Genomic DNA, 25,340 nt, shown 5'->3' with positions numbered 1-25,340 from the left:
GAGTTCTGTCGGTGGATTTTCAGCAGGTGTTGGACTCGAATGATGCGCTACGCTTTCCTGCCCTACGGCCCTTTCTTCCTGCCCATGCCCTTGCGCTCGCGATAAGCAAGTTTTTCCGGAACGACCTTGCCAAGGGCCTCGTCCCGCATCTTGTGGAATTTCATCTTCGCCAAGGGCGACGACCTGACGGCGTTTTCCACCGATACCACCTGCGCTTCGTCACCTGCGCCGAGGACTCCATGCAGCATCTGGTTTTGCCCGTGACGCCTGCTGCGCTCCAGCAGATCCTTGCTGCGCCGTATCGCATGCCGGGAGTTGGCTCCCCTTTCACCGTAGACATTGCGGCGATCTTTGAGGTAGCTGAGCCGCTTCTTTTCCTGCGGAGTATCGGGACTACTCACGGGATTCTCCTGATACACGACATCTGCGCTCGCGCATGGTTGCTTTTTTCAGTTCCCATTCAGGCCGTGTGCCCTCGACAGCAGCACTTTCTTCCAATGGCTTTCCCTGCCGATGATTTCCTCGTCGCTCGCGTGGGTGTCGGCAATTTCAAGGACCGAGAACCGGAAAGCACTGGCGCGGCCGGGCCCATACTCATCGAAGAGCGCTTTCAGTTCGACGTTTCCTCCATGCCCGACCGCATATTGGCACCATCGCTGCCAGATGCCACCCTCACCCGTTGCGCTGCCGACGTACAGCTGTCCAGAGGACGTATCGGATATCAGGTAGACACCCGCCACATTGGACAGTGCGGTTCGCCAGGATTCCAGGTTCTGCTGCACGATGACCTCCAGTTCCGCCTTGCTGAGGTCAACCGACTTGAATCCAGGGAAATGTGCGATCGTCATCTTCTTGGGCAGGATATGTCCAAGGATAATCTGCTCCACCCAGTTGTCGGCATTGAGATATGACTGACGCCCCGGCCGCTTGAACTGAGCAATGAGACGGCCGTTGAGTTCGGAGCATGACGGAAGCTCTTCGAGGTTGTAGTAGTAACACTCCTCACCCTCCGGAAGTACACATCCGCTTGAGACATGGACTCCGGCAAAGAGCCAGCAATTCGTTTCCGGCAACGCGATGAGCGAGAGAACGAAGGGGCGCTCGAAGTTTCGACGAGTCTGCCAACGCTGCCACTCATAGAAATTTCCCGCCAGATAGACGTCCAGCGGATTCTCCCGGCCGTTCCAGCTGGCGAGATGCACCTTTGTCTTGCCTGGATCGATTCGGGAATCAAGCAACCGCAGGATATCTGCTACGCGCATATGAGGATCATCAATCAACTCGGTAGGATGTGGTGAGCGTAGCGAACCGCATCAATCGCGACTACTCCCTTTCCATCCCCAGAACGAATGGCTCCGCCGCCCAGGTCGGATCGCAACAGCCGTCCCGCACGAAGCGATGAACGCTCGAATGCCGCCGCCTTCCCTTGCTCGTCGATACGCGGTCATTTACGAGTTCTGTCGACGGATTTTCAGCAGGCCTTGGACTCGAATGATGCGGTTCGCTGTGCTCACCACATCCTACAGGCCGATGCTGCTATGCCGCCTTCAGGAGTTGCAAACTGACGGTACCGTCAGGTCAAAAAGAAACCCCTCTGCTGTTGCCAGCGGAGGGGCTCGTTTCGATCCTGTCGGCGGACTACTGCAGCCCCACCAGCGGCGCCGCGCAACTCCAGTTCGGCGCGTCATAGCGCGAGCCCAGTGCGGCCGCGGCGGCGTTGCTCGAGCGCAGCGTGGTGGCGTTGGTTTCCAGCAGGCCTTCGACCACGCTGCGGAAGGCGACGGCCATGGGGCCCAGGGCGGCGGTGACGACCTGGCTTTCGTCGTCGGCGCGGGTGTGGAAGTACTGGTTGGTGCCGTTCATGCCGACGCTGGGAATGCCCATGGCGTAGGGACCCTGGTTCTCGCCCGGCGCGAGCACGGAGGGCGGGAACTGGTAGAAGGGCTTGATCGCGGCGTTGTTGAAGGCGGGGCGCGTGATGGCGCTGAGCATGGCGTTCTCGGACACCGACAGGGTACGCACCTGCGACAGGCCGCCGGTGGCCACCGGCTCGCCGCTCACGTCGCGGTAACCCTTGTAGACCAGGCCGGAGCCGAGGTGCACGTAGGCCACGGTTTCTTCCTTGGGGATGCAGGACATGAAGCGGTTGAGGCCGAAGGCGTAGACCTGGTGGCCGCCGGTGGCGACGAAGTAGATCGAGTACGGCAGCGGGCCTTCCTTCTGCGCCTTCTCGGCGAAGTAGCGCGCCAGGTAGACCAGGATGCCGACGCCGGGGCCGCGCTCGCCGGCGCTGAGGAACCAGCCGTTGACCGGGGTGCCGACGACGACGATGTTGTTCGGGTCTTGCCCCGGCAGCAGGGCGGCGACGTTGCTCTCGCGGCCGCTCGAGGCATCGCGGTAGCTGGCGTCCACCACCATGCGGGCGCGCACGCCCTGCTCCCTGATGGCGGCGCCGGCCTGCTTGCCGATGACCATGGTGGGCAGCGTGCCGAGGCCGTAGGTGGCGACGTCGCGGTTCTGCGCGGCGATCTCGTTGCCGGGGGCGTCGGTGGCGACGATGGCGCCGATGGCGCCGCGCTCGGCCAGGGTCTTGAGCACGTCCTGCGCGCTGCCGGACTCGCCGTTGAGCACCAGGCTGATACGCAGCAGGGCGATCTTGCCGCTGAGGTTCTTGCCCAGCAGGTCCAGCGCGGCGCCCTTGTTGACGTAGACGATGTCGCCGCTGATGCCCTGCCCGGGCGTGGTGCCCTGGAAGTACCAGGGGAAGGCGGGCACCGGCACGGTCTGGCCGTCGGCGCCGGTCACTTCCAGGCTGTAGTTGTTGAGACGGAACACCGGGAAGCCGAAGTTCTGGCGCTGCACGGCGGTGAGGCCGGGTATGGCGCGGAACTGGCCCTCGGCCCAGTCGTAGACGGCGTCGGACAGGGCGCTGCCGGCGCGGGCGCCGCGCTCGCACTTGGCCAGCGCTTCGGGGCCGAAGCATTCGTCGAAGCGCGAGGAGCCGCGGATCACTTCGAGGTAGGAGTGCATCGCGGCCAGGGATTCGACGCCGGGCTCACCCACCGGACCCGAGACACCGCCACTGTCGGCGGAGCTGCCGCCCCCGCCGCAGGCGCAGAGAAAGGCCGCCAACAGGACTGCCGCCGACCGGGCTCGCGAACGCATCGGGCTACTCCTCGGTAGTTTTGAGTGATCGCGCGGCCGGCCGCTTCAGCGGCACAGCAGCACGACGATGTCCGCCAGCAAGGCCGGATCTTTTTCGCCCTCGATCTCCAGCGCACAGGCGGAGATGGTCAGCAGGCGGTCCGGTCCATTGGGCGTCACCGCGGCCAGTTTAACGCGGACGCGCATGCGGCTGCCGACCCTCACCACGCTCTTGAAGCGCACGTTGTTGATGCCGGCATTGAGGGCGATGCTGGTGCCCTCGGGCATCAGCTTGAGGTCGTTCATCAGCTGTGCCAGCAGCGACAGCGTGAGGAAGCCGTGGGCGATGGGCACGCCGTAGGGGCTCTCCCGCGAGCAGCGCTCGGGATCGGTGTGGATCCACTGGTCGTCGCCCGTGCAGTGGGCGAACTCGTTGATGCGCCACTGCTCCAGCGTCATCCACTCGCTGACACCCAGCTCCTGGCCCAGGAAGGCGGGTATGCGATCGAAGCGGTAATCGACGAGCTTATGACTCATGAACGGCTTTCGGAGACGCTGTCCCCGGCAGGAATTTGGGCAATGGCATCAGTACGCTGCGTTTTGCGCAGTTTTAGAGCGCCCGAGCCTAGCAGCGGTGCATGACAGCAACCACCCGTGCGGGGTGGGAGATATTGCCTAAGCGCGGACCGGCGCTGCCGCCCTGTCCTTTCAAGGTACCTGTACCGGCGACCTCAGCCGCCGCAGCTGCCCGCGCAGCCAGTCGGCGCTGGATTGGGCTGGCTGAGTGCCACATTGCACCTGGTAGGGCTTGCCGGAGACGCTGCTGCCGGTGCCGGCCCGGGTGATGAAGTCCTCGGCGCTGGCGAGCAGGCCCTTGTCGCGCAGGTAATCCACCTTCTTCGCCAGGTGTCCGCGCGCATCTGCCGCGGGGTACCAGCTGCCGTTGCGGTTGAAACGGCAGCCGGAGGTCTCCAGTGCGTCCAGCAGGCGGCCGATCTCGGCCGCGGCAGGCGCAGGCAGCTCGGCGGCCCACGCCGGAGAAACGGCCAGCAGCAGCGCCAGCAGGCCCCCGCGCAGCAGCGGCTTGCCGGCCCTCACGGCAGGACCCCGTCCGGCGACAACGGCGCCTGCTTCCAGAACCGGACGTTGCCGTCCGGGCAGAGGAATACCTGCTCCCTGGGATAAGGCGAGGCGGCATCGCCCGGTACGTTCTTCTTCTCGGTGCAGCCCTCGGTCTGCTGCAGGAACCGCTGGTAGCGCAGTTCCGCTGCCGACCGGGGCCGCAGCAGACCCGTCTCTTCCAGTGCCGGCCGGATGTACAGGGGCCAGCAGGCCAAAGCCAGCATCACCGCCAGCAATGCCAGGCCCGGCACCAGCAGCCGCGACCGGCGCGGCCGGACCGGTTCACCCGGTGCCGGCTCCAGACCCATGCGCTGCACGGACTGCGGTGCCAGGGCCTGGTACTGCTGCAACAGGCGCTCGCCGTCTTCGCGGCCCTGCTCCGCCAGCAGGTCGGCACGCAGCAGCGGCCAGGAGCGCCAGGACTGGTTGCCGTTGTAGGCCTCGAAGCGGTCCAGCGCCCGGCTCCAGACCATGAAGCGCGGCTGGCCGTCGCTGGCCGTCACCACCGGGAAGTCGTAGGGCAGCTCAGTTCTCACCTGCGTCCTCCACGCCGCGCGGCAGGAAGCGCGGCACCTTGGCCCGCAGCAGGCGCACCAGCGCCGGGTCCATCAGTCCGTAGTTGTCGGGGATGTCCAGGCAGACCACGCGCTTGCCGTGCAGGCTGGAGCGGAAGCGCGCCGACAGCTTGCTGCGGTGCGCCCGCTCCATCACGAACACCAGGTCGGCCCAGTCCAGCAGCTCCGGCGTGACCGGATTGTCGGCGTCGTGGTTGAGCCCGGCTGAGCTGGTCTGGATGCCGGGATGATCGGCGAACACCTGCTCGGCCGTGGGGCTGCGCAGGCGGTTCTGGCTGCAGATGAACAGGATGTGCTTCATGGCTGACGACCGGATCAGGTCATGCCCGCTATTGCCCCGCCTCGCCCCGCGCCTTGCGGACCTGCGAGTACGGAGTGCGGGCCTCCTGCCGGCACTGTTCCTGCTCGCGCGGCTCGAGCTTGCCGCATTCCTGGGCACGCCACTCCGAGCTGCTGTTGTAGATTTCCTCGGAGCTGCAGCCGCTGCTGGCGGCGATGACGCCCAGCAGGGCCAAGCCGGGTATCCGCAGGATCATACGAGTACACTCCGCAGGTAATGACGCACCGGAATCTCCGGGGCATGATAGTCGCAAGCGGGCCCCTTGTACGCCCCGATCGGAGTCGCATGAATCGTCTGCTGCTGAGCCTCTTGCTGCTGGTTTCTGCCAACGCCCAGGCGGACGTGTTCCGCTGCAAGGTCAACGGCAAGACCTCGTACCAGGACAAGCCCTGTGCCGGGCAGTCGCGCGAGGACAGCCGCGCCAAGCTGCCGCCGATCTCGGTGATCGGCAACATGGGCCAGGGGGGCAAGGGCGCGGAGAGCAGCGGGCCCTTCGTCAAGCCGCCGCCGCTGCCGGCGGGCGATGTCAGCACGGCGATCAAGGCCAACCGCGTGCTGCTGGGCATGACCGGGCAGGAAATTCTCGCCGCGGCCGGGCAGTACAGCGACCACAAGACCACGCCCGGCTCGGATGCGCAGGGCCCCTACGAGATCTGGACCTTTGCGCAGCGCCAGGGGGCCTTCCCCCCCTGGGTGAAGGTGCGCGAGGGCGTAGCGGTGGAAACGCGGACCACGCTGGATGGCTCGGCGGAAGTGCCCCCGCCGCCGCCGGCTCCTCCGGGTACGCCGCCGGCCCAGCCCGCCGCACCGACGACCCCGCCGCCGCCGCCGGCCAAGCCCGAGGTGCCGCCGCCGTCCTGAACGGCGGCGGCTCCGGGCGGCGCTCGCCAGGCCCTAGTAGCCGTAGCCCCGCGCCAGCTTCTGCACCTGCGGATCGAAGGCGGCGCCGTCGTCGCGCCAGGGCAAGGGGTTTTCCAGGCTGCCGGCGGGTGCCTGGGCGCCGAGGCCTGCGGGCCAGTCCATCAGCACGTCGGGTTCCAGGCCGCCGGGAGCCTCAGCGGGGCCCAGGCCGGCGTAGGGCCAGCGGCCGGGGTCGGCCATCAGTTCCAGGGTCACCGGATCGGCATCCACTCCCAGCCATTGGCAAAGCCCGGCCAGGGTGTCGAGGAAATCGCGGTCCAGGTCCTCGGCGGTGATGCGGCGCAGCCGGGCGTAGCCGGCGGCGCGGTCCAGGTTCATCTGGGCACGCAGCCAGGGAATCTGCGGCTCCACCTGCGGCGGATCCTGCGAGTAGTCCTTGTAGTCCATCGGCACGAACAGCCGCTCCACGCCCCAGGCGCTCATCAGGCGGCCCTGCGTGTAAGGGTGCCGCACCAGTTGCACCAGCGGAGCGTCCGGCGCCAGGCGCAGCAGCCGCAGCAGCTCGTAGGGCCGCAGCGCGGTTTCGGCGTCGGGGATCACCAGGCGGCGCGGCGCCACGCGCGCGGCCAGCTCGGCCAGCAGCGCGGAAACCTTGAGCTTGCGGCGCTGTTCCAGCCAGCCGCGCGCGGCGGCAACGCCGGCGTCGGTCTGGCCGCCGCAGGCAACCTCGGCGACGGTGCGCAGCAGGCCATGGCCGTGCTCGCCCTGGCTGGTGGCGAAAATATCGAGCAGGCCGTCGACATCGTCGGCCAGCGTCAGGTGCAGCTGCGGCGTGGCGTAGAGCTGCGGGTGCGTGCCGAGCACGCCCGCCAGCCAGGTCAGGCCGGAGAACGGCGCGCCGAGCAGCCAGACAGGAGTCTGTGTCTCAGCCATGCCCGGCTCCACCGATCGCGGCATCGCGCGCGCCGGTCTTGCCGATCCACAGCTCGCAGCCGCCGCGCGGATTGTCGACATAGCCCCAGGCGCCGTCGCGCTCCACCGCCACGCGCGGACCGAAGGGATTGGCGGTGCCCACCATCAGGCCATGCGGCGTGGAGGCGAGCGTGCGGATGCCCCAGTTGTACTTGTTGCCGAAGCCGTTGCGCGTCACCGGTTCCCAGTGGATGCCGTCATGCGTGCGCCACAGCTGGCAGCCGCCGGTCTCGGCCAGGCGGTCCACGCCCAGGCGGCGGATCACGTTGTGTACGTCGGTGGGCCAGGCATGCAGCGGCAGGTAGGGCATCAGCATCGCCCAGGACATGGTGCTGGCGTAGAGCCAGTCCTCGTGCACTTCCATGCGCCAGATGTAGCCGTTGAAGATGTTGTCGAAGCCCGGCGAGTAGCCCGACAGCGGCACCTTGAGGCCCTGGTCGGTCATGCGCGCCTCGCCGGCGATCAGGTCCCAGGAGTCGTCGGGCCAGACGCGCAGCATCTCGGCCGCGGCCGGGCCGATCTTGTATTCGCGGTGGAAGCCGCCGTTGACGATGGCGCAAGCGACGTAGAACGCGCCCTTGAACGCGCACATCGCGCCGGGGCCCTCGTTCTGCGGGCCGCGGCCGGCGCCCTTGTCGAAGACCTTGGTCCACTTGTAGGGCAGGTCGCCGCCCGGCGACTTCCACAGCTCGCCGCCGGTGATGGGATTCATCACGCCGCCGTAGAGGTGGTCGTCATAGACGCCCATCTCGAAGATCGTGAGGTTGTTCTTGTTGCCGAAGCCTTCCTCGTTGGCCGGCTCCCACTTGCCGTGCTGCAGGTCGCCGTTGGCGTAGATCACCGCCTCGGAGCCGACGTCCTGGTTGTAGCCCTTGGCCGAACCGGAGGCCGTGGGGCTCATGTGCACGCGGCCCTTGAACGGCTGGAAGGTGCGGCAGGCGCGCACCAGCGGACTCCAGGGCGGACGCGGGATCGTGCTGAAGTTGACGCCGTCCTCGGTGCGCAGCACGTCGGGCGAATGCGCCAGATGCGGCGACCAGGTGGAGATGTAGAGGCAGGGCTCCCTGTCGCTGACGTCCTGGAAGACGTTCATGCCGCGGTAGCCGATGTAGCTCGGCACGTTGGGACGGCCGTTGACGCCGGTGACGTAGGGCGAGCGGAAGGCCAGGCGCCAGGTCGCGGTCTCGGGGTTGTACTCCCAGATCTCGGCGCGGCGGTCGATGTCGTAGAGGCCCGGCGGGGTTTCGATCGGCCAGGGCGCCAGCGCCGGCACGGTGATGCCGAACTTCAGGCCCGCGAAGGCGCCGCGTGTCGTCCCGACGTACACGCGGCCCTTGAACACCGCCATGCTGTGGGCATAGTGGTTCCAGCCGTCTCCGAAACCGCTGGGGGCGGTCAGGCGGAAATCGGCCTCGCTCGGCGCGGGCGGCAGCTGGATCACGGAATCCAGGACCAGACTTCGACGAACAGGAAACGCACCAGCGCGCGGCTGAAGGCAACGAACAGCGGGTGCCAGCCGCCCGAGACCTTGGCGTTGCCGGTGATGCCCGGCAGCAGCCTGTTCTCCGGGTCTTCGATCGCCACCTGCACGCGCACGATCTTGCCGTACTCGCCGTCTTCGGCGGCCGGCGCGATGCCGGTGACCTTGCCGTCGAAGCCGGTGCCGGGGAAGGCCCAGGCCTTGGCGGTGACGGCGTTGTCGAGCTTGATCTCGCCGATGGTGTTTTCGGGCAGCTTGACCTCGGCGATGCGCTGGCCGGCGTCCTCGATGGTGGCCAGCTGGTCGCCGCGGTTGAGGAAGCTGCCGCGCGAGAACATCAGCGAGCCGGAGACCACGCGGCCGGCGATCGGCGCGGTGATCTTGGTGTAGCTGAGGCGCTCCTGCTGGTAGGCGAGTTCAGCCTGCGCTTCCTTGAGCTGGGCCTCGATCGCCTTGAGGCGCTCGCCCACCGCGGGGCTGCGCACCAGGCCGAGGCGGCTGCGCGCTTCTTCCAGCGCCTTGGCGTCGACATCCGCCTGGCCCTGGGCACGCTCGTATTCCTGCGCGGTGACCGACTTCTTGCGGAAGGCGCCTTCAAGGCGCTTGGCCTGCGCGGCCGACACCTCGGCACGCTTCTGCGCGGTCTGCACGGCGCTTTCGGCCACCACCACCTCTTCGGCCTTGCCACCCTTCTTGGCCAGCGACATGTCGGCTTCGAGCTGGGCCAGGCGGGCCTCGGAGGCGGCCACCAGGGCGCGCTGCTCGTAGTCGGAGATGCGGGCGATCACCTGTCCGGCTTTCACCACGTCGCCTTCCTTGACCAGGACCTCGCGGACGTCGCCGGCGGTCAGCGCGCGGACATCGGCGCGTGCGCTCGGCAGCACGACGAAGTCGCCGCTGGCGTGGTAGCGGTAAGGCAGGACCAGGATCAGCAGCACGAGGCCGACGATGATCCAGTGAGTGCGCGTGAATCCGGCCCAGAACTTCCACCACGGCTGCCCGGGCACGCCCAGGCCGGTGTTGGCGGCGCCGCCGCGCGAGTTGCGGTATGACTGACTCACAAGAACCCCCATGAACGCGATCACAAGAAGAAAACCGACACCACCCTGCCGTTCGATCACCCATCGGCCGGCAAAGGCCATGAACAAGGACATCAGCGCGATCAGGCTGAGCGCGCACAAGGCCAGATAGAGGACCAGCGTGCGCGGGCTGAGCCGGCGCTGCTGCATGACCCAGCCGCGGCGCGCTATACCCAGCAGCGCCCCCACCGCCTGCTCGCGCAGGTCCGGCAGGTTGAGATGCTGCGCCAGCAGGTAGTAGCCGTCGCGGCGCGCCAGCGGGTTGAGGCGCAGCAGCAGCGTGAACAGCGCCAGCAGCGCCACCCACAGCGCCACGGAGGGCACCGAAGTCTGGCTACCGCGGCTGATCATCCAGAAGATGCCGGCGGCGCAGAACAGCAGTGCCAGGCCCGTGAGTGCCGAGGCGACGATGCGGCTGCGCGCACTGCGGTCGGCACGCTCGGCCGGCCCGGCGGTCTCGACATGCGCCAGCGGCAGCACGAAGGGCCCGCGCACCAGGCCGATCTGGGGCCGCACGCCGGTGAAATGATGGATCGCCGCCGCTCGCGCGGCCTGGCCGAAGACATGGATCAGCGTCAGCGCCAGCCACAGGATGCCGGCCAGGCCCGGCCAGGAGCGTACGCGCAGCAGGTCCACGGCGGCTTCGAGGCGCAGCTGCCAGAGCCCGTAGAAGACGAAGGCCATCAGCGCGGCCAGTGCCAGCGCGCCGGCACGGCCGGTGAGCGGCCAGTTGAGCAGGCGGCCGAAGCCCAGCCAGGGTGCCGGATCCAGTTCTGCCCAGGCCCGGCGCGCGATGCCGCGGCGGTCGGTGATCAGGCCCAGCAGGCCGCCGAAGGTGCCGGCGCCGGCCAGCGAGCCGGGCATGGTGGACGGCGGCATGGACCAGGGCACGGCGGGACGCAGCGGCTCGCGCTGGGCGGAATCGGTGATCGCCGGAGACGGCAGCGGCTCCCACTCGCCGGCCTGCAGCTGGCCGGCGATCGCCAGCCGTGCGGCGAAGGCCTCCAGGGTCTCGCGGTCCAGGTCCAGGTGCAGCTCGCTGCGCGCCAGCGACAGGATGGCGTTGCTGTCGCGGCGGCCGTCGTAGAGGCGCGCCAGCGCCAGTTCCTTGGGACTGAACACCTCGTCCGTCAGTGTCGGCGGCTTGCGGCGCGGTGCGCGCAACTCGCCCGGAACCTCCGTGGGCTCCTCGGTGGCGAAACGGCGGAACGGGTAAGCGGACATTCCTGAACCCTTACGGAGCCAGCTCACCGGTCTGCAGCAGGCGGTTCAGGCCGATCAGGTCGGCCGTCACCAGGGTGCCGGAGGCGGCGCGCAGCTGTACGCTGGCGTGAAGGATGCGGTAGCGGATCAGGGCGTAGTTGCGCTCGGCGTCGTAGCGCGTGCCGATGGACTGCAGCAGGTCGGCGTTGGTGCGCGTGCCGGCTTCATAAGCGGCGCGGGTGGCCTGCTCGGCCGCGTTGGCGGCGTCGACCGCGCGCTTCAGGCCCGCGGCCTTGAGCAGGCCGGTGGTGATCGTGAGGTAGGCCTGGCGGGTGTTTTGCACCGCCTCGGCACGGGCCTGCTCCAGCAGTGCCTCGGCACCGGTGAGCGTGGCCTTGGAGGCATCGATCTTGGCGCTGACCTGGCCGCCGGAATAGAGCGGCAGATCCAGGATCACGCCGACGCGCTGTTCTTCCTCGTCACGTTCGCCGACCACGCCACCGCCGTAGTGGTCCCAGAAGGCGGTGCCCTGGGCGTTGAGGCGCGGCCAGCGCTCGCGCTTGGCACTCGTGAGTTCCTTGCGTGCCACTTCCAGGCCGGCGGTGCGTGCCAGCACGTAGGCATTGTGGGTGCGCGCACGCTCGATCCAGGAGTTCTCGTCCATCGGCTGCGGCAGTTCCAGCGCCACGTCGGAGGGCAGCAGCTTGAGCGTGTCGTAGCGCTTGCCGGTGAGGTTCTCCAGGCGCAGCTTGGTGCTCTGCACCAGCGAGCTGGCTTCGGCCTGCTTGGCCAGCGCCAGTTCATAGGTGGCCAGCGCGATCTGCTTGTCGGCTTCCAGCGCCAGGCCGGCGTCGGCGCGCGCACTGGTCTGCTCGGATTCCTGGCGCAGGCTTTCGACTTCGGCGTTGGCGAAGCGCAGGCCCTCGGCCGCGCCCAGCGACGCGAAGTAGGCCTCCACCACCGTCACGCCCAGTTCGTCCTGCCGCCCTTCCAGCGCGAAGCCGGCCTGCGCGACGCGCAGCTTGGCCGCGTCGAGCTCGGCCCAGGTCGAACCGTTGTAGATCACCTGCTGCACCACGCCGCCGTAGCCGCGGCGGTCGTAGTCGTCGTCGAACTCGAAGCTCGAGACGTTGTAGTACTGGCCTTCGATGTTTTCCCAGATGTGCTCGTAGCGTGCGCGCAGGCCAATCTGCGGCAGCAGCTTGCCGAAGGCGGCGGGCACCAGTTCCTGGGCAGCGCGGTATTGCGCGGCGTCCGCGCGATACTGCGGATTGCGCTCCAGCGCGTCGCTGTACACCGAGAGGAGATCGGCCTGTCCCTGCGCCGAAGCCACCGCCTGGAAGCCCACCAACAGCATCGCCCCCAGGACAGCCCGCGCAACTCCCCCCGCGCCGGGTGTCTTCCTCAAACGCATGTCAGTCCTCGTTTGTCGTTCGCGACCGTACAGCAGTCTTGTATAGATCTCGTTAAGGCGCTTGTTTCCCACAATTTGTGCTGCGCCGTCAATAGCATACACGGCCTATTGCATGTAAGAACTGATGAATGGCCGAATAATTGTTCACATCAACGGATCCAGATGCGGCTGCAGCGTGGCCGCCGCCCAGTCCATGAAAGCCTGGACGCGGCGCGGCAGGTTGCGGCGGTTGGCGTAGAGCAGGCTCACCGGCATGGGCTCGGCGCGCAGCTGCGGCAGCAGTTCCACCAGGCTGCCCTGGGCCAGCAGATGCTGCACGCCCGCGGCGGGCGCCTGGATGATGCCCAGGCCGGCCAGGCAGGCGCCCTGGTAGGACTCGGCGTTGTTGACCGTGAGCGCCCCGGCCATCGGCAGGCTGCGGTAGCCCTCCCCGTCGCGGTACTCGAAGCCGTCCGGCCGGGCCCCCAGGTTGGGCACGTAGTGGATCAGGCGGTGGCTGGCCAGGTCTTCCAGGGCCTGCGGCGTGCCGTGGCGGCGCAGGTAGGCCGGGCTGGCGCAGTTGGCGATGCGGAAGGCCCCCAGCGGGCGGGCGATCAGGCTGCTGTCGGCCAGGGTGCCGACGCGCAGCACGCAGTCGAAGCCCTCGCGCACCAGGTCGACGCGGCGGTCGGTGCTGCTCAGCTCCAGTTCCAGCCCGGGATGAGCCTCCAGGAACTGCGGCAGGCGCGGCAGGATGAAGTTGCGCGCCAGGCCGCTGGACATGTCCACCCGCAGGCGCCCGCGCAGGGCCTGCCCACCCTGCCGGAACAGCGACTGCAGCTCCTCCATGTCGTCCAGCAGGTCGCGGGCGCGCTCATGGAAGACCCGGCCGTCCTGGGTCATCCCGACGCGCCGCGTGGTCCGGTGCAGCAGGCGCGTGCCCAGCGCCGCCTCCAGCTGCTGCACGGCGGTGGAGACGCTGGCCTTGGGCAGGCCCAGGGCCTCGGCGGCGCGGGTGAAGCTGCCCAGCTCGGCCACCCGCACGAAGGTCTGCATCGCTTCCAGCCGGTTCATGCCCTGCTCCGATTGTTCGTTTTCTGCGAACAGATAAATCAATTGGAGACAATTTATCGACTTGTCTGCAGACAATAAAGTGCTGCTCACCCGGGACGCACCCGGCCCCGACAAGGAGATTCCCATGAGCACCACCGATACCCCCACCCCCATCGCCCTGGTCACCGGCGGCAGCCGCGGCCTGGGCCGCAACACCGCGCTGGCTCTGGCCGCCAAGGGCAACGACGTGATCCTGACCTACCGCAGCCGCAGCACCGAGGCCGAGGCGGTAGTGGCCGAGATCGCCGCCCTGGGCCGCCGCGCCGTGGCGCTGCCGCTGGACGTGGCCGACGCAGGCAGCTTCGAGGTCTTCGCCACCCAGGTCCGCCAGGCCCTGGCCGCCCACTGGCAGCGCGAGCGCTTCGACTCCCTGGTCAACAACGCCGGCATCGGCATCCACGCCAGCTTTGCCGACACCACCGAGCAGCAGTTCGACGAGCTGGTGAACATCCAGTTCAAGGGCCCGTTCTTCCTGACCCAGAAGCTGCTGCCGCTGCTGCGCGACGGCGGCCGCATCGTCAACATCTCCAGCGGCCTGGCGCGCTTCGCCCTGCCCGGCTACTCGGCCTATGCCGCGATGAAGGGCGCCATGGAAGTGCTGACCCGCTACCAGGCCAAGGAACTGGGCGCCCGCGGCATCGCCGTGAACATCGTCGCCCCCGGCGCGATCGAGACCGACTTCGGCGGCGGGGCGGTGCGCGACAACGCCCAGCTCAACGCCTTCGTCGCCTCGCAGACGGCGCTGGGCCGGGTGGGCGTGCCCGACGACATCGGCGGCGTCATCGCCCTGCTGCTGGCGCCGGAGAACCGCTGGATCAATGCCCAGCGGATCGAGGCTTCGGGCGGGATGTTCCTGTAAGGCGCATCAGGCGCAGCAAAAGGCCCCGCTCTGCGGGGCCTTTTAATTCTTGCCAAATTTTGCCAAAGCGCGCAGGATCAGTTCATGAGCACCATGAATATCTCCCTGCCCGAATCGCTCAAGTCCTTCGTGGACTCACAGGTTCAGGACCGCGGCTATGGCACCAGCAGCGAGTACATCCGCGAACTGATCCGCAAGGACCTGGAGCGCCAGAATCTGCGTCAGCTCCTGCTGGCAGGTGCGGGCTCAGCACCTGCAGCGCCCGCGGATGCGAAGTGGTTTGACAGCCTGCGCCAGCGCGTCGCCCGCCGGCCGGCATGACGCCGAAACCGGTCGTCCCCCGTGAACTGGCGAACCGGGATGTCGAAAACGCGATCGACCACTATCTGAGCGAAGGTGCCGCAGAAGCCGCTCTCGGCTTCATCGCGGAACTGGAACGCGCCTACTCCCATCTGGAGCGCCACCCAGCTACGGGCTCCTCCCGCTACGCCTTCGAAATGGATTTACCCGGCCTGCGCAGCTGGCCGCTGCGCCGCTATCCGTTCCTGGTGTTCTACCGCGAGCAGGACGACCACCTCGACGTCTGGCGCGTCCTCGATGCCCGGGCGGACATCCCCGCCTGGTTGCAGGACGATAAGGAATCCGCTCCAGAATGAACCGGGCCGACCCAAGTCACCAAGGTCGAGAGGGATTCGACAATCCGGCAGGATTGCCGGATTGAGCGCGCGGCTTGCCGCGCAGCCCCGCGGCGGGACGCCGCGGGGGACGGGCCATGGATGGCCCGTCCAACCTCCGTCGGAGTGAATCCTTCGGACATCTCTTTTGGAAATGAAAAAGGCCTCGCAAAGCGAGGCCTTTTTCATTTCCAACAATGGTGCGCCCGGAAGGATTCGAACCTCCGACCCCTTAGTTCGTAGCCAAGTGCTCTATCCAGCTGAGCTACGGGCGCATGAAACGATGCTGCTTGTTCTTCATCGAGGGTTCGAAATCCCTCTTCCTGCACTCGATCGGGCTAGCGGCCCTTTCAAGCATCCACGAAGCGTGTTTGGCGGACAGAGAGGGATGGCTGCGCGCCTGCGGCGCTTGCCCCTCGCTCTGCTCGGGGTCGCCCCTTGCGGAGCGACACCGGTCCGCTATGCGGCCCGGTCGAACCCAATGCTTGCGTATCGAGGGTTCGAATCCCTTCCGACACTCGATGGGGCTACTGCCCTATCGGCAACCTACTGCTCAAAACTGGCGGACAGAGAGGGATTCGAACCCTCGATACGGCTATAAACCATATACGCCCTTAGCAGGGGCGCGCCTTCGTCCACTCGGCCATCTGTCCGGGACTGTTGCTGACGCTTTTTTCCTCGAATGGTGCGCCCGGAAGGATTCGAACCTCCGACCCCTTAGTTCGTAGCCAAGTGCTCTATCCAGCTGAGCTACGGGCGCATTACGAGGGGCGGGATTCTAACGGCCCGTGGGGGGAAGGTAAAGAAAAAACTGGCAGAAACAAGGTTTACGCGGGGTTGCCGCGGATTTCAGGAGCCGACGCGGGCCGGACGGACGTCCTGGACCGGGGCGGCTTCGCCCTCGTTGATGCGCTTGAGCAGTTCCTCGCGGTGGACCGCGACGTTCTTGGGCGCCTGTACGCCGATGCGCACCTGGTTGCCCTTGATACCAAGAACCGTGACGACGATGTCTTCGCCGATCATGACGGTTTCGCCTACGCGCCGAGTCAAAATGAGCATCCCGCTCTCTCCTTGTCCTGCGTAGCAGTCTCGGGCGCAAGCAGGGGCTGTGGGTAGCCCCCAAAAAATCGCAGCCGCCTGTGGATAAGACCGTTGGGCGGCTGTATCCTACCGTTTGCTCCCGGTTCCGCCCGGCGAGCCGGGCGGAACCGGGCAGCCAGCCCGACGCCTACTTCTTCTCTTCCAGACCGAAAGCCTTGTGAAGAGTTCGCACGGCGAGCTCGAGGTAGTCCTGGTTGATGACCACGGAAATCTTGATCTCCGAGGTCGAGATCATGCGGATGTTGATGCCGGCCACGGCCAGCGCCTTGAACATCTGCGAGGCGATGCCGGCGTGGCTGCGCATGCCCACGCCCACGACCGACACCTTGACGATGTCGGTGGCGCCGGCGACGCCCTTGGCACCCAGTTCGCCCGCCACGCGCTTGATGATCTCCAGCGCCTTGTCGTGGTCGCCGCGCGCCACGGTGAAGGTGAAGTCGGTGCTGCCGTCGGCGCCGATGTTCTGCACGATCATGTCGACTTCGACATTGGCGTCGCCCACGGGGCCGAGGATGGCCGCGGCCACGCCGGGCTTGTCCGGCACGCCGGTGACGGTGATCTGGGATTCGTCCCGGCTGAATGCGATGCCGGAGATGAGCGGTTCTTCCATGCGGTTGTCCTCAAGCGTGATCAGGGTGCCCGGACCGTCCACGAAGGTGGACAGCACGCGCAGCGGGACCTTGTACTTGCCCGCGAATTCAACGGAACGGATCTGCAGGACCTTGGAGCCGAGGCTCGCCATCTCCAGCATTTCCTCGAAGGTGATCTTGTCCAGGCGGCGGGCCTTGGGCTCGACGCGCGGGTCGGTGGTGTAGACACCATCGACGTCGGTGTAGATCTGGCACTCGTCGGCCTTCAGCGCGGCGGCCAGCGCCACGCCGGTGGTGTCGGAGCCGCCGCGGCCCAGCGTGCTGACGCTGCCGTCGTCGGTGATGCCCTGGAAGCCGGCCACCACCGGCACGATGCCGGCCTTGCAGGCCGCCAGCAGGTTCTCGGGGTCGATACCCTGGATGCGCGCCTTCATGTGCGCGGCGTCGGTGCGGATCGGCACCTGCCAGCCGGTGAAGGAGCGGCTCTGCACGCCGGCCTTCTGCAGCGCGATCGCCAGCAGCGCGATCGTGACCTGCTCGCCGGTGGCGGCGATCTGGTCGAACTCGCGCTGGCTGCCCTTGGGGTCGATGGCCTTGGCCAGCTTGAGCAGGCGGTCGGTCTCGCCGGACATCGCCGACACCACCACCACCACCTGGTGCCCCTGCTTGTGGAAGGACGCCACCTTGTTGGCGACATGCTCGATGCGCTCGACCGAGCCCATCGAGGTGCCACCATATTTCTGAACAATCAATGCCATCTGCAACGTTTCCTATTTAGGTAGGAGCCAGCTTGCTGGCGACCCGATAGAGGTCGCCAGCAAGCTGGCTCCTACATGTCTCAGAGTTTCTGTTCGACCCAGGCGTAGGCGCTGTCCAGCGCCGGGCCGAGATTCTGCGGCTGCGTGCCGCCGGCCTGTGCCATGTCGGGCTTGCCGCCGCCCTTGCCGCCCACCTGCCCTGCCGCGAAATTCACCAGCTCGCCAGCCTTCACCTTGCCGGTGAGGTCGTTGGTCACACCGGCGATCAGGCTGACCTTCTCGCCGCTGGCGGCGCCCAGCAGGACGATGCCGGAGCCGAGCTTGTTCTTGAGCTGGTCGAGCAGCGTGCGCAGGTCATTGCCCTCGACGCCGTCGACGCGCGCCACCAGCACCTTCACGCCCTTGATCTCGCGCGCCTGGCCCGCGAGGTCGCTGCCGGCGCTGGAGGCGAGCTTGCCCTTGAGCGCAATAACTTCCTTCTCCAGTAGACGCCTTTCCTCTTTCGCTTTGTCTACCAGCTCTTGAACATCATCAAGAGAAGCCGAAGCCACCTTCCAGTAGCTGAGCGCTAGCTTGTACTTAGCCTCGGTCTCGCGCAGGTAGGCCAGCGCGTTCTCGCCGGTGACGGCCTCGACGCGGCGCACGCCGGCAGCAACGCCGCCCTCGGCCACGATCTTGAACAAGCCGATGTCGCCGGTGCGGGACACATGGGTGCCGCCGCAGAGTTCGGTGGAGAAGTCGCCCATCGCCAGCACGCGCACTTCGTCGCCGTACTTCTCGCCGAACAGCGCCATGGCGCCGGCCTTGATGGCGTCGTCGTACTTCATCACTTCGGCGCTCACCGGCACGTTGGCCAGGATGGCGCGGTTGACGCGGTCCTCGATCTCGGCGATCTCGGCGGCCGTGACCGGCTGGCCATGCGAGAAGTCGAAGCGGGTGCGCTGCTCGTCGACCACCGAGCCCTTCTGCGCCACATGGCCGCCCAGCACGTCGCGCAGCGCGCGGTGCATCAGGTGGGTGGCGGAGTGGTTGCGCATGCTGGCGCGGCGCAGGCTCTCGGTGACCGCGGCGCGCACGGCGTCGCCAACTTTCAGCGCGCCGTCCTTCTGGCGGCCGAAGTGGCCGCTGACGGCACCCTTGAGCTTCTGGGTTTCCTCGACCTCGAAGCCCCCCGTGGCAGCAACAATGCGGCCCTTGTCGCCGACCTGGCCGCCGCCGGTGGCGTAGAACGGCGTGTTGTCGAGCACCACGGCGCCAGCTTCGCCGGCCTTGAGTTCATTCACCGCCTGGCCGTCACGGTACAGGGCGAGCACCCTGGCGCCCTCCTGCACCAGGCCGTCGTAGCCAACGAAGCAGCTGTCGGCGCCGTCATAGGCCAGCGTAGCGCCGCCCTTGAAGCTGCTGGCGGCGCGGGCGCGGTCACGCTGCGCTTCCATCTCGCGCTCGTAGCCGGGCAGGTCCAGTGCCAGCTCGCGCTCGCGCGCGATGTCGGCGGTGAGGTCCAGCGGGAAGCCGTAGGTGTCGTAGAGCTTGAACACCACCTCGCCCGGGATGGTCTTGTCCTTGAGCTTGCCGATGGCCTCGTCGAGCAGCTTCATGCCCTTGTCGAGCGTGACGGCGAAGCTGTCCTCTTCCTGGCGGATGGCTTTCTCGATCTGCGCGCGCTTCTCGTTCAGCTCCGGGTAGGCGCTGCCCATGACCTCGGCCAGCGTGCCGACCAGCTTGTAAAAGAACGGCTCGTTGAGGCCCAGCTTGTACCCGTGACGGATGGCGCGGCGCATGATGCGGCGCAGCACGTAGCCGCGGCCCTCGTTGGAGGGCAGCACGCCGTCGGTGATCAGGAAGGAGGCGGCGCGGATGTGGTCGGCGATGACCTTCTGCGAGGCGCTCTCGTAGGGCTGCTGTTTCGCCAGCCTGGCCACCGCGCCGATCAGGTGACGGAAGGTGTCGGTCTGGTAGTTGTCGTTGCTGCCCTGCATCAGCGCGCTGATGCGCTCCAGGCCCATGCCGGTGTCGACGCTGGGCGCCGGCAACTCGGTCATGCTGCCGTCGGCGGAGCGCTCGAACTGCATGAACACCAGGTTCCAGATCTCGATCCAGCGGTCGCCGTCTTCTTCCGGCGAGCCCGGGGGGCCGCCCCAGATGCCCTTGGAACCGTCGGGGTCGTGGTCGTAGAAGATCTCGGTGCAGGGGCCACAGGGGCCGGTGTCACCCATGCTCCAGAAATTGTCGGAAGCGAACTTCGCGCCCTTGTTGTCGCCGATGCGCACGATGCGGTCGGCCGGCACGCCGATCTCGTTCTTCCAGAGATCGTAGGCCTCGTCGTCGGTGGCGTAGACCGTCACCAGCAGGCGCGACTTGTCGATGCCCAGCCAGTCCTTGCCGGTGATGAATTCCCAGGCGTAGTGGATGGCGTCCTTCTTGAAGTAGTCGCCGAAGCTGAAGTTGCCCAGCATCTCGAAGAAGGTGTGGTGACGCGCGGTGTAGCCGACGTTCTCGAGATCGTTGTGCTTGCCGCCGGCGCGCACGCATTTCTGCGAGCTGGCCGCGCGCACGTAGGGGCGCTTGTCCTGGCCGGTGAACACGTCCTTGAACTGGACCATGCCGGCATTGGTGAACAGCAGCGTGGGGTCGTTGCCCGGGACCAGGGGCGACGACGGCACGACGGTATGGCCCTTGCTCCGGAAGAAATCCAGGAAGCGGGCGCGGACTTCATTGCTGTTCATGGGACCTGCGCGGGGAACTTGGTTTGAAAAGCCGGGGGGACAAAAAGGGGCGTTATGTTAGCCAAGCTGTTGACCTGCCGCCACAAAAGCCGTCCCACCCCGGGGGTCCGGCTTGGCCCATAATGGGCCGGACAGGGGGTGGACATGGCCACTGCGGCAGGCGGCGGGGCTCAGGAAAGCCGGGATTCCGGCCTGCGCCAGCTGGGAAAATACGAGATCAGCGGCGAACTGGGCCGAGGCAGCTTCGGCCGGGTCTACCGCGGATTCGACCCCTTCGTGCAGCGGGAAGTGGCCATCAAGGTCGCCGATACCCTGGACGGCGAGCTGCCCGAGCAGCTCCAGAAGGCCTTTTTCGCCGAGGCGCGCGCGGCCGGGCGCCTGCACCACCCCGGCATCGTCACCCTGTTCGACGCCGGCACCGAAGGCTCCCTGAACTACCTGGTCATGGAGTTCGTGGCCGGCGAGACGCTGAAACGCCCCTGCCAGCGCGACGCCCCCCGGCCCAAGATCGAGCGGGTGGCCGACCTGATGCTCAAGTGCGCCCTGGCCCTGGATTACGTCCACCGCGCCGGCGTGCTGCACAAGGACATCAAGCCCGGCAACATCATGGTGACCCCCGCGGGCCAGCCCAAGATCATGGACTTCGGCATCGCCGCCCTGGCCGGGGCCGACCGCTCCGGCGGCATCAGCGGCTCGCCGCTGTTCATGTCGCCCGAGCAGATCGAGGGCCGCGAGCTGACCCCGGCCGCCGACCTCTACTCCCTGGGCATGGTCATGTACCTGCTGCTGACCGGCGAGCCGCCATTCATTGCCCGCGACACCCGTACCCTGTTCGCCCGCATCCAGCGCGAGCCCGCGCCGCCGGTGCAGAGCAAGCGCGAGGACCTGCCCGACGCGGTCTGCGAGGTGGTCAACCGCCTGCTGGCCAAGGACCCCGCGGCGCGCTACCCCAGCGGCCGCAAGCTGGCCGAGGATCTGGCGCCGCTGGCCCAGGAAGGCGGCCCGCGGCGCCGGGCGCTGAAGATGAGCCACGATTCCCTGCGCCGCCTGGAGTTCTTCAAGGCCTTCCGCAGCCCGGAACTGGCGGAATTGATGGACGCCAGCACCAGCGTCACCTACCGCGCCGGCGACACCATCATCCGCGAGGGCGAGACCGACAACGCGCTGTACATCCTGCTGATGGGCATCGCCGAGGTGCGCAAGAACGGCCAGATGATCGCCCTGCTGGAAAAAGGCGACTGCTTCGGCGAGATCGGCTTCCTCTACGCCGTGCAGCGCACCGCCAGCGTGGTGGCCAGCACCGACGTGCTGGTGCTGCAGGTCAACGCCGCGCTGCTCGACAAGATGTCGGACGAATGCCAGCTGCGCTACTACCGCATCTTCTGCGAGAACCTGATCCTGCGGCTGACGGCCACCACCGAGAAGGCGGCGACGCTGCTGCCGAAGTCGGACCTGGCGCTGGATTTCATATTGCCGTAGCGGCGTGCGGCGGACGCAGGCTCCCTACCCGTTATTTTAGGGCAGTGCAGGGACAGCAACTCGCTTGCCAACAAGCAGCACGACTGAAACGCAGGGGTGGTACGCCGGCGCGGCATATGGAGCTATCCTTGCTGAGAAATTCTTATGCGTTGTTGATGGCCGCCGCTCAAATCTGAGCAACGCGGGCCTGATGGGTCACGCGACGGAAGTTAGAAAATGGACATACCGTCCCTCAATTTACCGCTTCAAACTGCACCCCACTGGTTACCTGCTCCGCAAGAAGATTTTTAATGGATTCCGAGGCTATAAGCGCGATAGGCCACTCATTGACGCGGAACAGATGCCTTCCTTCGGCGGCGTCCCCATTTATTCTAAGCGGGGAGATCATTCGGTATTGGCCTATCTTCTCCGGGCGTCCATCAGCTACCGTCCATTTGACGAATCGTGACGCGGATTCATCAATACAGTTAACTTTGTCCAGGACATTCAGTATTTCGAATTCTTGGCTTACAGATTCGATGCAAGCGGGTATTCTTTGAATTGATACACCTGCAACTTCTACAAGTTTTGCATTGAGCTTTGCAGGCGTGACGATCATGTCAAAAGCCCCAAAATTAAACTCCACTTTCCTCCCATTCTGCCGAATCGGGATGGTTAAATTTTCCTTCAGAAGAAAAGCCTTCCCCTCCGTAAAGAGGCGAGGATCGACCTCCTTGCCCAATGAATTGATGGGGGCTTTCAAGTACCAGCGATCCGTTGCTTCCGAATCGGCAATCAATCGAAAAAACTTAGTCATATAGAGCCTAAGGACTAACCAACCTATTCAGGAATGATCCAGGGTTCTTAATTTCCAACGCAAGCGCCTTTAGCTCCAATTGCAGAGCATTGCGGTAAGCACTCCCATTAAGACCTTGGGTAGCACTTACTAGACGATCGTATACTGCCTGATGATACGCTTCTGGGTGAGGGCCCTTGTGGCCAGCGACCACTATCTTGTTCAACGAATTTTCCAGATTCATTCCGGCTTTTTCGAAGAGCTCTGCAAATCTAGGGGTCCACGGCCCTCCGGTTAGTGCTGAAACGCAGTTTTTATTCGTGCAGATATGATGTATTGGCCCCCCTGCTGCTTTCTTTGCAACTCCCATTACGCCCGCTGCGGCAAACTTCGTAGCGGCGCCCGCAACACCAGCAAACTCCATCGCAATACCAATACCACGCAAGGTATCCGCACCATCAGCCGCGCTCTGGGCAATGCAGTTGTCCCCAGACTGCTTCACAGCTATTGCCCCAGAGTTCTCGGTTATCTGCCCGATTAGCTCTCCGCACAGCGCAGGACTCATTGCGCAGGCCGCGTCTACGCTGGTAATGAACAGCCCGGAGGGGTCGATATTGCTCAGCGGATTGCCGCCGGCATAGGCAAAGGTATTGATCCCGCCCAGCAGCCCAATCGGATCGCTCTGAATGTACCGCCCCATACCCGGGTGGTAATCCCGATGCCAGTTCTGCAGCAACCCCGACTCCGCGTCATAAACCTGCCCCGGATGCCTCAGGTTGTAAACAAACGGCGTCCCGGTGGAGAGCGGATCCTGATCCGGCGCCGAGCTGCCAAACGTAATCGTGTCCCACACCCAAACCGGATCGCCACTGGCATTGTCGATCTGCCGCGGCGTGTTCAGGTGGTCGGCATGGACATAGTAGGTGTGGAGTGCACCCCTAGGCTGAGACACATAAAATAGGGACAGTTCTCAAGCGTAGGAGAACTGAAGTTGAACATATCCGCAACAGGCTTCAGCCGCGAGTTCAAACTTGCGGCGGTGCAGCGGATGCTCCAGGGCGAAAACGTCACCGCGCTGGCCAGCGAGCTGGGCATTCGCCGCAAGCATCTCTATCTGTGGCGGGACCGGTTCCGAGCCGGTGGCGCCGACGCCCTGCGCGGCCGAGGCCGACCACCACGAGCGGTTTCAGCGCTGAAGCCCCAGGCAGTTTCTGGCAAGCCGGACGTGCTGGCTGCAGCCCAACAGCGCATCGCTGATCTGGAACGCAAGATCGGCCGCCAGCAGGTCGAACTCGATTTTTTTCAACAAGCCTTGCGGCACATCGAGGGCGCACGCCGGCCGAGCGCCGCGCCTGGCGCGAAGGCGTCTATACGGTCATCCAAGCGATGACGGATCAGGCGCCGCAAGGCATGCTGGGAATTGAAGCGCTGTGCCGGCTGGCCGGCGTCAGCCGGGCCGGCTACTACCGCCACTGGCAGGCTTCGGCGCCGCGCCAAGAACAAACCGCGTTGCGCGACGCGATCCAGCAGCTGGCACTGGCCCATCGGCACTACGGCTACCGACGGATCGCCGCCCAGCTGCGGCGCGAGGGCTGGATCGCCAATCACAAGCGGGTCCTGCAGTTGATGCGCCAGGACAACCTGCTGTGCCTGCGCAAGCGCGCCTTCGTGCCCATGACCACCGATTCGCGACATGGCTGGCGCGTCGTGCCCAACCTGGCGCGCGGCCTGATCCTGACCGGCCTCGACCAGCTCTGGGTGGCGGACATCACCTATGTGCATTTGCGTGAGACCTTCGCCTATCTGGCGATCGTTCTGGATGCGTACAGCCGCAAGGTGATCGGCTGGGCCTTGGAATCGCATCTGCAGGCTTCGCTTGCCACCGCTGCGCTGAAGATGGCCCTGGCCGCGCGCCAGCCGCCGCCGGATAGCCTGATCCACCACTCGGACCGGGGCGTCCAGTACGCCTGCGCGGACTACGCCGCGCTGCTGCAGGCGCACCACATCCAGCCCAGCATGAGCCGGGTCGGCAACCCTTGTGACAACGCCAAGGCCGAGAGCTTCATGAAAACCCTCAAGCAGGAGGAGGTCGACGGGCGGGCCTACCGTAACGTCCACGAAGCACGCACGCAGATCGGCAGCTTCATCGAGGAGGTCTACAATCGACAGCGACTGTATTCAGCGTTGGACTATCGTCCTCCGCTGGAGTACGAAGCTTTGCATCCGAGACTACGTCAGGCATCGCTAACCGTAGGCTCGCTCACTCACAGCTGCCCCTGATTTCGGTGTCTCAGCTCAGGGGTGCACTCCAAGAATCTGTCCCCTGTTTCGCTTTATCGCTTTATCGCTTTTCGCTTTTCGCTTTTCGCTTTTAGACTAGGTGTTGATCAATGAGCGCGTACATCTTCAAGTGTATGAATATCAAAGCTTCCAACTCTTCCAAGGTATAGAAACTCGAATAGGTGAAGCTGCCGAGTGGTTTCTCTCGAATCGGAAGCACTGAAGAAAAGGAAATCTGAATTTTTTTAACGGCTGTACCCTTATTTTCTGCTGTCGAAATCTCAATGCACGGATCGAAATCCGGACCTGGACGCAAAATCTCATTGGTTTCCATGATTTTGAACTCTGAACCAATAACCTTATTGAATAGGACAGAATCCACGACCAGTGAAACTTGGCACCCATCGCCGATGCGCTTTGTATAGACCGGGAGGCCGTTTCCGGGCCGTGCCTTATTTCTGAAAAAGCCAAGATCGCAGGCCCGTTCATCCATTACAACTCGATATAGATTTGCTCTGGACGTTTTATTGGACGAATCAAATTCCTTGAATCTTCCTACTGCGTGGCCTTTTACCTCATCTACCCAAGCCCCCTGAATGGCATCTTTGTAACTGCGCTGAAATGTCGCAAGGCCAGGAGCATCAAGTGCCCGCATCATTTGTAGCCGGCGACTAAATGATGTTAGCTCTTGGTCCCAGATATGCCCTGTCCTGTCGCTGCGCTCGTCCGCCGCATCACGCAGTCGTAAAAATTCTGCTTCATGGTGCTCTTCCCTGATGACACGATTCTTGCTCATTCCAATAAGGAATACCCTAT

The 25,340-nt window shown here is 65.5% G+C and carries 26 protein-coding genes and 3 tRNA genes; 7 read left to right on the top strand and 22 right to left on the bottom strand.

Annotation, left to right across the window (positions count from 1 at the left end):
- Positions 1-62 precede the first annotated feature (62 nt).
- The 8 genes from D0B54_RS06500 to D0B54_RS06465 form a co-directional block, all read right to left on the bottom strand.
- Positions 63-401, bottom strand: a complete 339-nt coding sequence (locus D0B54_RS06500) for a hypothetical protein (RefSeq protein ID WP_117290320.1) — start codon at positions 399-401, stop codon at positions 63-65.
- Positions 402-449: 48 nt separating this feature from the next.
- Positions 450-1,262, bottom strand: coding sequence for a GIY-YIG nuclease family protein (locus D0B54_RS06495; protein WP_117290318.1), 813 nt, complete (start codon positions 1,260-1,262; stop codon positions 450-452).
- A gap of 376 nt (positions 1,263-1,638) precedes the next feature.
- Positions 1,639-3,165, bottom strand: coding sequence for a hypothetical protein (locus D0B54_RS06490; RefSeq protein WP_117290317.1), 1,527 nt, complete (start codon positions 3,163-3,165; stop codon positions 1,639-1,641).
- A 45-nt stretch (positions 3,166-3,210) separates the two neighbouring features.
- Positions 3,211-3,681: a MaoC family dehydratase gene (locus D0B54_RS06485; protein ID WP_117290315.1), complete on the bottom strand. Its 471-nt coding sequence runs from the start codon at positions 3,679-3,681 to the stop codon at positions 3,211-3,213.
- A 171-nt stretch (positions 3,682-3,852) separates the two neighbouring features.
- Positions 3,853-4,242, bottom strand: coding sequence for a DUF5329 domain-containing protein (locus D0B54_RS06480; RefSeq protein ID WP_205527290.1), 390 nt, complete (start codon positions 4,240-4,242; stop codon positions 3,853-3,855).
- The gene (locus D0B54_RS06475) at positions 4,239-4,802 is read right to left on the bottom strand and encodes a hypothetical protein (RefSeq protein WP_117290313.1); all 564 of its coding nucleotides are present in this window, start codon (positions 4,800-4,802) and stop codon (positions 4,239-4,241) included. Before D0B54_RS06475 ends, D0B54_RS06480 begins: the two co-directional genes overlap by 4 nt.
- A complete protein-coding gene (locus tag D0B54_RS06470; RefSeq protein WP_117290311.1) occupies positions 4,792-5,142 on the bottom strand; it encodes a low molecular weight protein tyrosine phosphatase family protein in 351 nt (116 codons plus the stop codon). Before D0B54_RS06470 ends, D0B54_RS06475 begins: the two co-directional genes overlap by 11 nt.
- Positions 5,143-5,170: 28 nt before the next feature.
- A complete protein-coding gene (locus tag D0B54_RS06465) occupies positions 5,171-5,377 on the bottom strand; it encodes a hypothetical protein (protein WP_117290309.1) in 207 nt (68 codons plus the stop codon).
- Between the two features lie 89 nt (positions 5,378-5,466).
- Here D0B54_RS06465 and D0B54_RS06460 point away from each other — a divergent pair, with 89 nt between their 5' ends.
- Positions 5,467-6,042, top strand: coding sequence for a DUF4124 domain-containing protein (locus D0B54_RS06460; RefSeq protein ID WP_162932253.1), 576 nt, complete (start codon positions 5,467-5,469; stop codon positions 6,040-6,042).
- Between the two features lie 33 nt (positions 6,043-6,075).
- Here D0B54_RS06460 and D0B54_RS06455 read toward each other — a convergent pair whose 3' ends face one another.
- The 5 genes from D0B54_RS06455 to D0B54_RS06435 form a co-directional block, all read right to left on the bottom strand.
- Positions 6,076-6,975, bottom strand: a complete 900-nt coding sequence (locus tag D0B54_RS06455; RefSeq protein ID WP_162932252.1) for a sulfotransferase — start codon at positions 6,973-6,975, stop codon at positions 6,076-6,078.
- On the bottom strand, positions 6,968-8,455 hold the full coding sequence (locus D0B54_RS06450) for a hypothetical protein (RefSeq protein ID WP_117290304.1): 1,488 nt from the start codon (positions 8,453-8,455) through the stop codon (positions 6,968-6,970). Before D0B54_RS06450 ends, D0B54_RS06455 begins: the two co-directional genes overlap by 8 nt.
- A complete protein-coding gene (locus tag D0B54_RS06445) occupies positions 8,452-10,797 on the bottom strand; it encodes an efflux RND transporter periplasmic adaptor subunit (protein ID WP_117290302.1) in 2,346 nt (781 codons plus the stop codon). The genes D0B54_RS06450 and D0B54_RS06445 overlap by 4 nt, the downstream gene beginning before the upstream one ends.
- Before the next feature lie 10 nt (positions 10,798-10,807).
- The gene (locus tag D0B54_RS06440; protein WP_117290300.1) at positions 10,808-12,190 is read right to left on the bottom strand and encodes a TolC family outer membrane protein; all 1,383 of its coding nucleotides are present in this window, start codon (positions 12,188-12,190) and stop codon (positions 10,808-10,810) included.
- A 144-nt stretch (positions 12,191-12,334) separates the two neighbouring features.
- Positions 12,335-13,243: a LysR family transcriptional regulator gene (locus tag D0B54_RS06435; protein WP_117290298.1), complete on the bottom strand. Its 909-nt coding sequence runs from the start codon at positions 13,241-13,243 to the stop codon at positions 12,335-12,337.
- A 124-nt stretch (positions 13,244-13,367) separates the two neighbouring features.
- Between D0B54_RS06435 and D0B54_RS06430 the strand changes: the two genes are divergently transcribed.
- From D0B54_RS06430 to D0B54_RS06420, 3 genes are all read left to right on the top strand, one after another.
- Complete coding sequence (locus D0B54_RS06430) at positions 13,368-14,141, top strand: SDR family NAD(P)-dependent oxidoreductase (RefSeq protein ID WP_117290296.1); 774 nt, start codon at positions 13,368-13,370, stop codon at positions 14,139-14,141.
- A gap of 84 nt (positions 14,142-14,225) precedes the next feature.
- Positions 14,226-14,462: a type II toxin-antitoxin system ParD family antitoxin gene (locus D0B54_RS06425; RefSeq protein WP_117290294.1), complete on the top strand. Its 237-nt coding sequence runs from the start codon at positions 14,226-14,228 to the stop codon at positions 14,460-14,462.
- Complete coding sequence (locus D0B54_RS06420; protein WP_117290292.1) at positions 14,459-14,797, top strand: type II toxin-antitoxin system RelE/ParE family toxin; 339 nt, start codon at positions 14,459-14,461, stop codon at positions 14,795-14,797. Before D0B54_RS06425 ends, D0B54_RS06420 begins: the two co-directional genes overlap by 4 nt.
- A gap of 216 nt (positions 14,798-15,013) precedes the next feature.
- On the opposite strand, the gene D0B54_RS06415 is transcribed toward D0B54_RS06420, so the two are convergent.
- The 6 genes from D0B54_RS06415 to alaS all read right to left on the bottom strand — a co-directional run bounded on the left by D0B54_RS06415 (position 15,014) and on the right by alaS (position 19,990).
- Positions 15,014-15,090 (bottom strand) — tRNA-Arg (locus D0B54_RS06415).
- Positions 15,091-15,375: 285 nt separating this feature from the next.
- Positions 15,376-15,468, bottom strand: a tRNA-Ser gene (locus D0B54_RS06410).
- A 30-nt stretch (positions 15,469-15,498) separates the two neighbouring features.
- Positions 15,499-15,575: transfer RNA gene (locus D0B54_RS06405), tRNA-Arg, on the bottom strand.
- 89 nt (positions 15,576-15,664) lie between these two features.
- Complete coding sequence (csrA, locus tag D0B54_RS06400) at positions 15,665-15,874, bottom strand: carbon storage regulator CsrA (protein WP_117290290.1); 210 nt, start codon at positions 15,872-15,874, stop codon at positions 15,665-15,667.
- 169 nt (positions 15,875-16,043) lie between these two features.
- Positions 16,044-17,264, bottom strand: a complete 1,221-nt coding sequence (locus tag D0B54_RS06395) for an aspartate kinase (protein WP_117290288.1) — start codon at positions 17,262-17,264, stop codon at positions 16,044-16,046.
- A gap of 80 nt (positions 17,265-17,344) precedes the next feature.
- A complete protein-coding gene (alaS, locus tag D0B54_RS06390) occupies positions 17,345-19,990 on the bottom strand; it encodes an alanine--tRNA ligase (protein ID WP_117290286.1) in 2,646 nt (881 codons plus the stop codon).
- Between the two features lie 144 nt (positions 19,991-20,134).
- Between alaS and D0B54_RS06385 the strand changes: the two genes are divergently transcribed.
- On the top strand, positions 20,135-21,469 hold the full coding sequence (locus D0B54_RS06385; RefSeq protein WP_117290284.1) for a serine/threonine-protein kinase: 1,335 nt from the start codon (positions 20,135-20,137) through the stop codon (positions 21,467-21,469).
- A gap of 232 nt (positions 21,470-21,701) precedes the next feature.
- Here the strand turns inward: D0B54_RS06385 and D0B54_RS24195 are convergent, their stop codons facing one another.
- Positions 21,702-22,265: an imm11 family protein gene (locus tag D0B54_RS24195; RefSeq protein ID WP_162932251.1), complete on the bottom strand. Its 564-nt coding sequence runs from the start codon at positions 22,263-22,265 to the stop codon at positions 21,702-21,704.
- Positions 22,266-22,272: 7 nt separating this feature from the next.
- Complete coding sequence (locus D0B54_RS25060; RefSeq protein WP_301331509.1) at positions 22,273-23,097, bottom strand: RHS repeat-associated core domain-containing protein; 825 nt, start codon at positions 23,095-23,097, stop codon at positions 22,273-22,275.
- A 138-nt stretch (positions 23,098-23,235) separates the two neighbouring features.
- Here D0B54_RS25060 and D0B54_RS06375 point away from each other — a divergent pair, with 138 nt between their 5' ends.
- Positions 23,236-23,634 carry a helix-turn-helix domain-containing protein gene (locus D0B54_RS06375; protein WP_117290282.1) on the top strand — a complete coding sequence of 133 codons (399 nt, stop codon included), beginning with the start codon at positions 23,236-23,238 and terminating at the stop codon, positions 23,632-23,634.
- The gene (locus tag D0B54_RS06370) at positions 23,631-24,524 is read left to right on the top strand and encodes an IS3 family transposase (RefSeq protein ID WP_117290280.1); all 894 of its coding nucleotides are present in this window, start codon (positions 23,631-23,633) and stop codon (positions 24,522-24,524) included. Before D0B54_RS06375 ends, D0B54_RS06370 begins: the two co-directional genes overlap by 4 nt.
- 91 nt (positions 24,525-24,615) lie before the next feature.
- Here D0B54_RS06370 and D0B54_RS24190 read toward each other — a convergent pair whose 3' ends face one another.
- Complete coding sequence (locus D0B54_RS24190; protein ID WP_162932250.1) at positions 24,616-25,320, bottom strand: hypothetical protein; 705 nt, start codon at positions 25,318-25,320, stop codon at positions 24,616-24,618.
- Positions 25,321-25,340 lie beyond the last annotated feature (20 nt).

The organism is Solimonas sp. K1W22B-7, assembly GCF_003428335.1.
Taxonomy (GTDB): Bacteria; Pseudomonadota; Gammaproteobacteria; order Nevskiales; family Nevskiaceae; genus Solimonas_A.
This window is presented reverse-complemented; position numbering and strand designations above follow the sequence as displayed.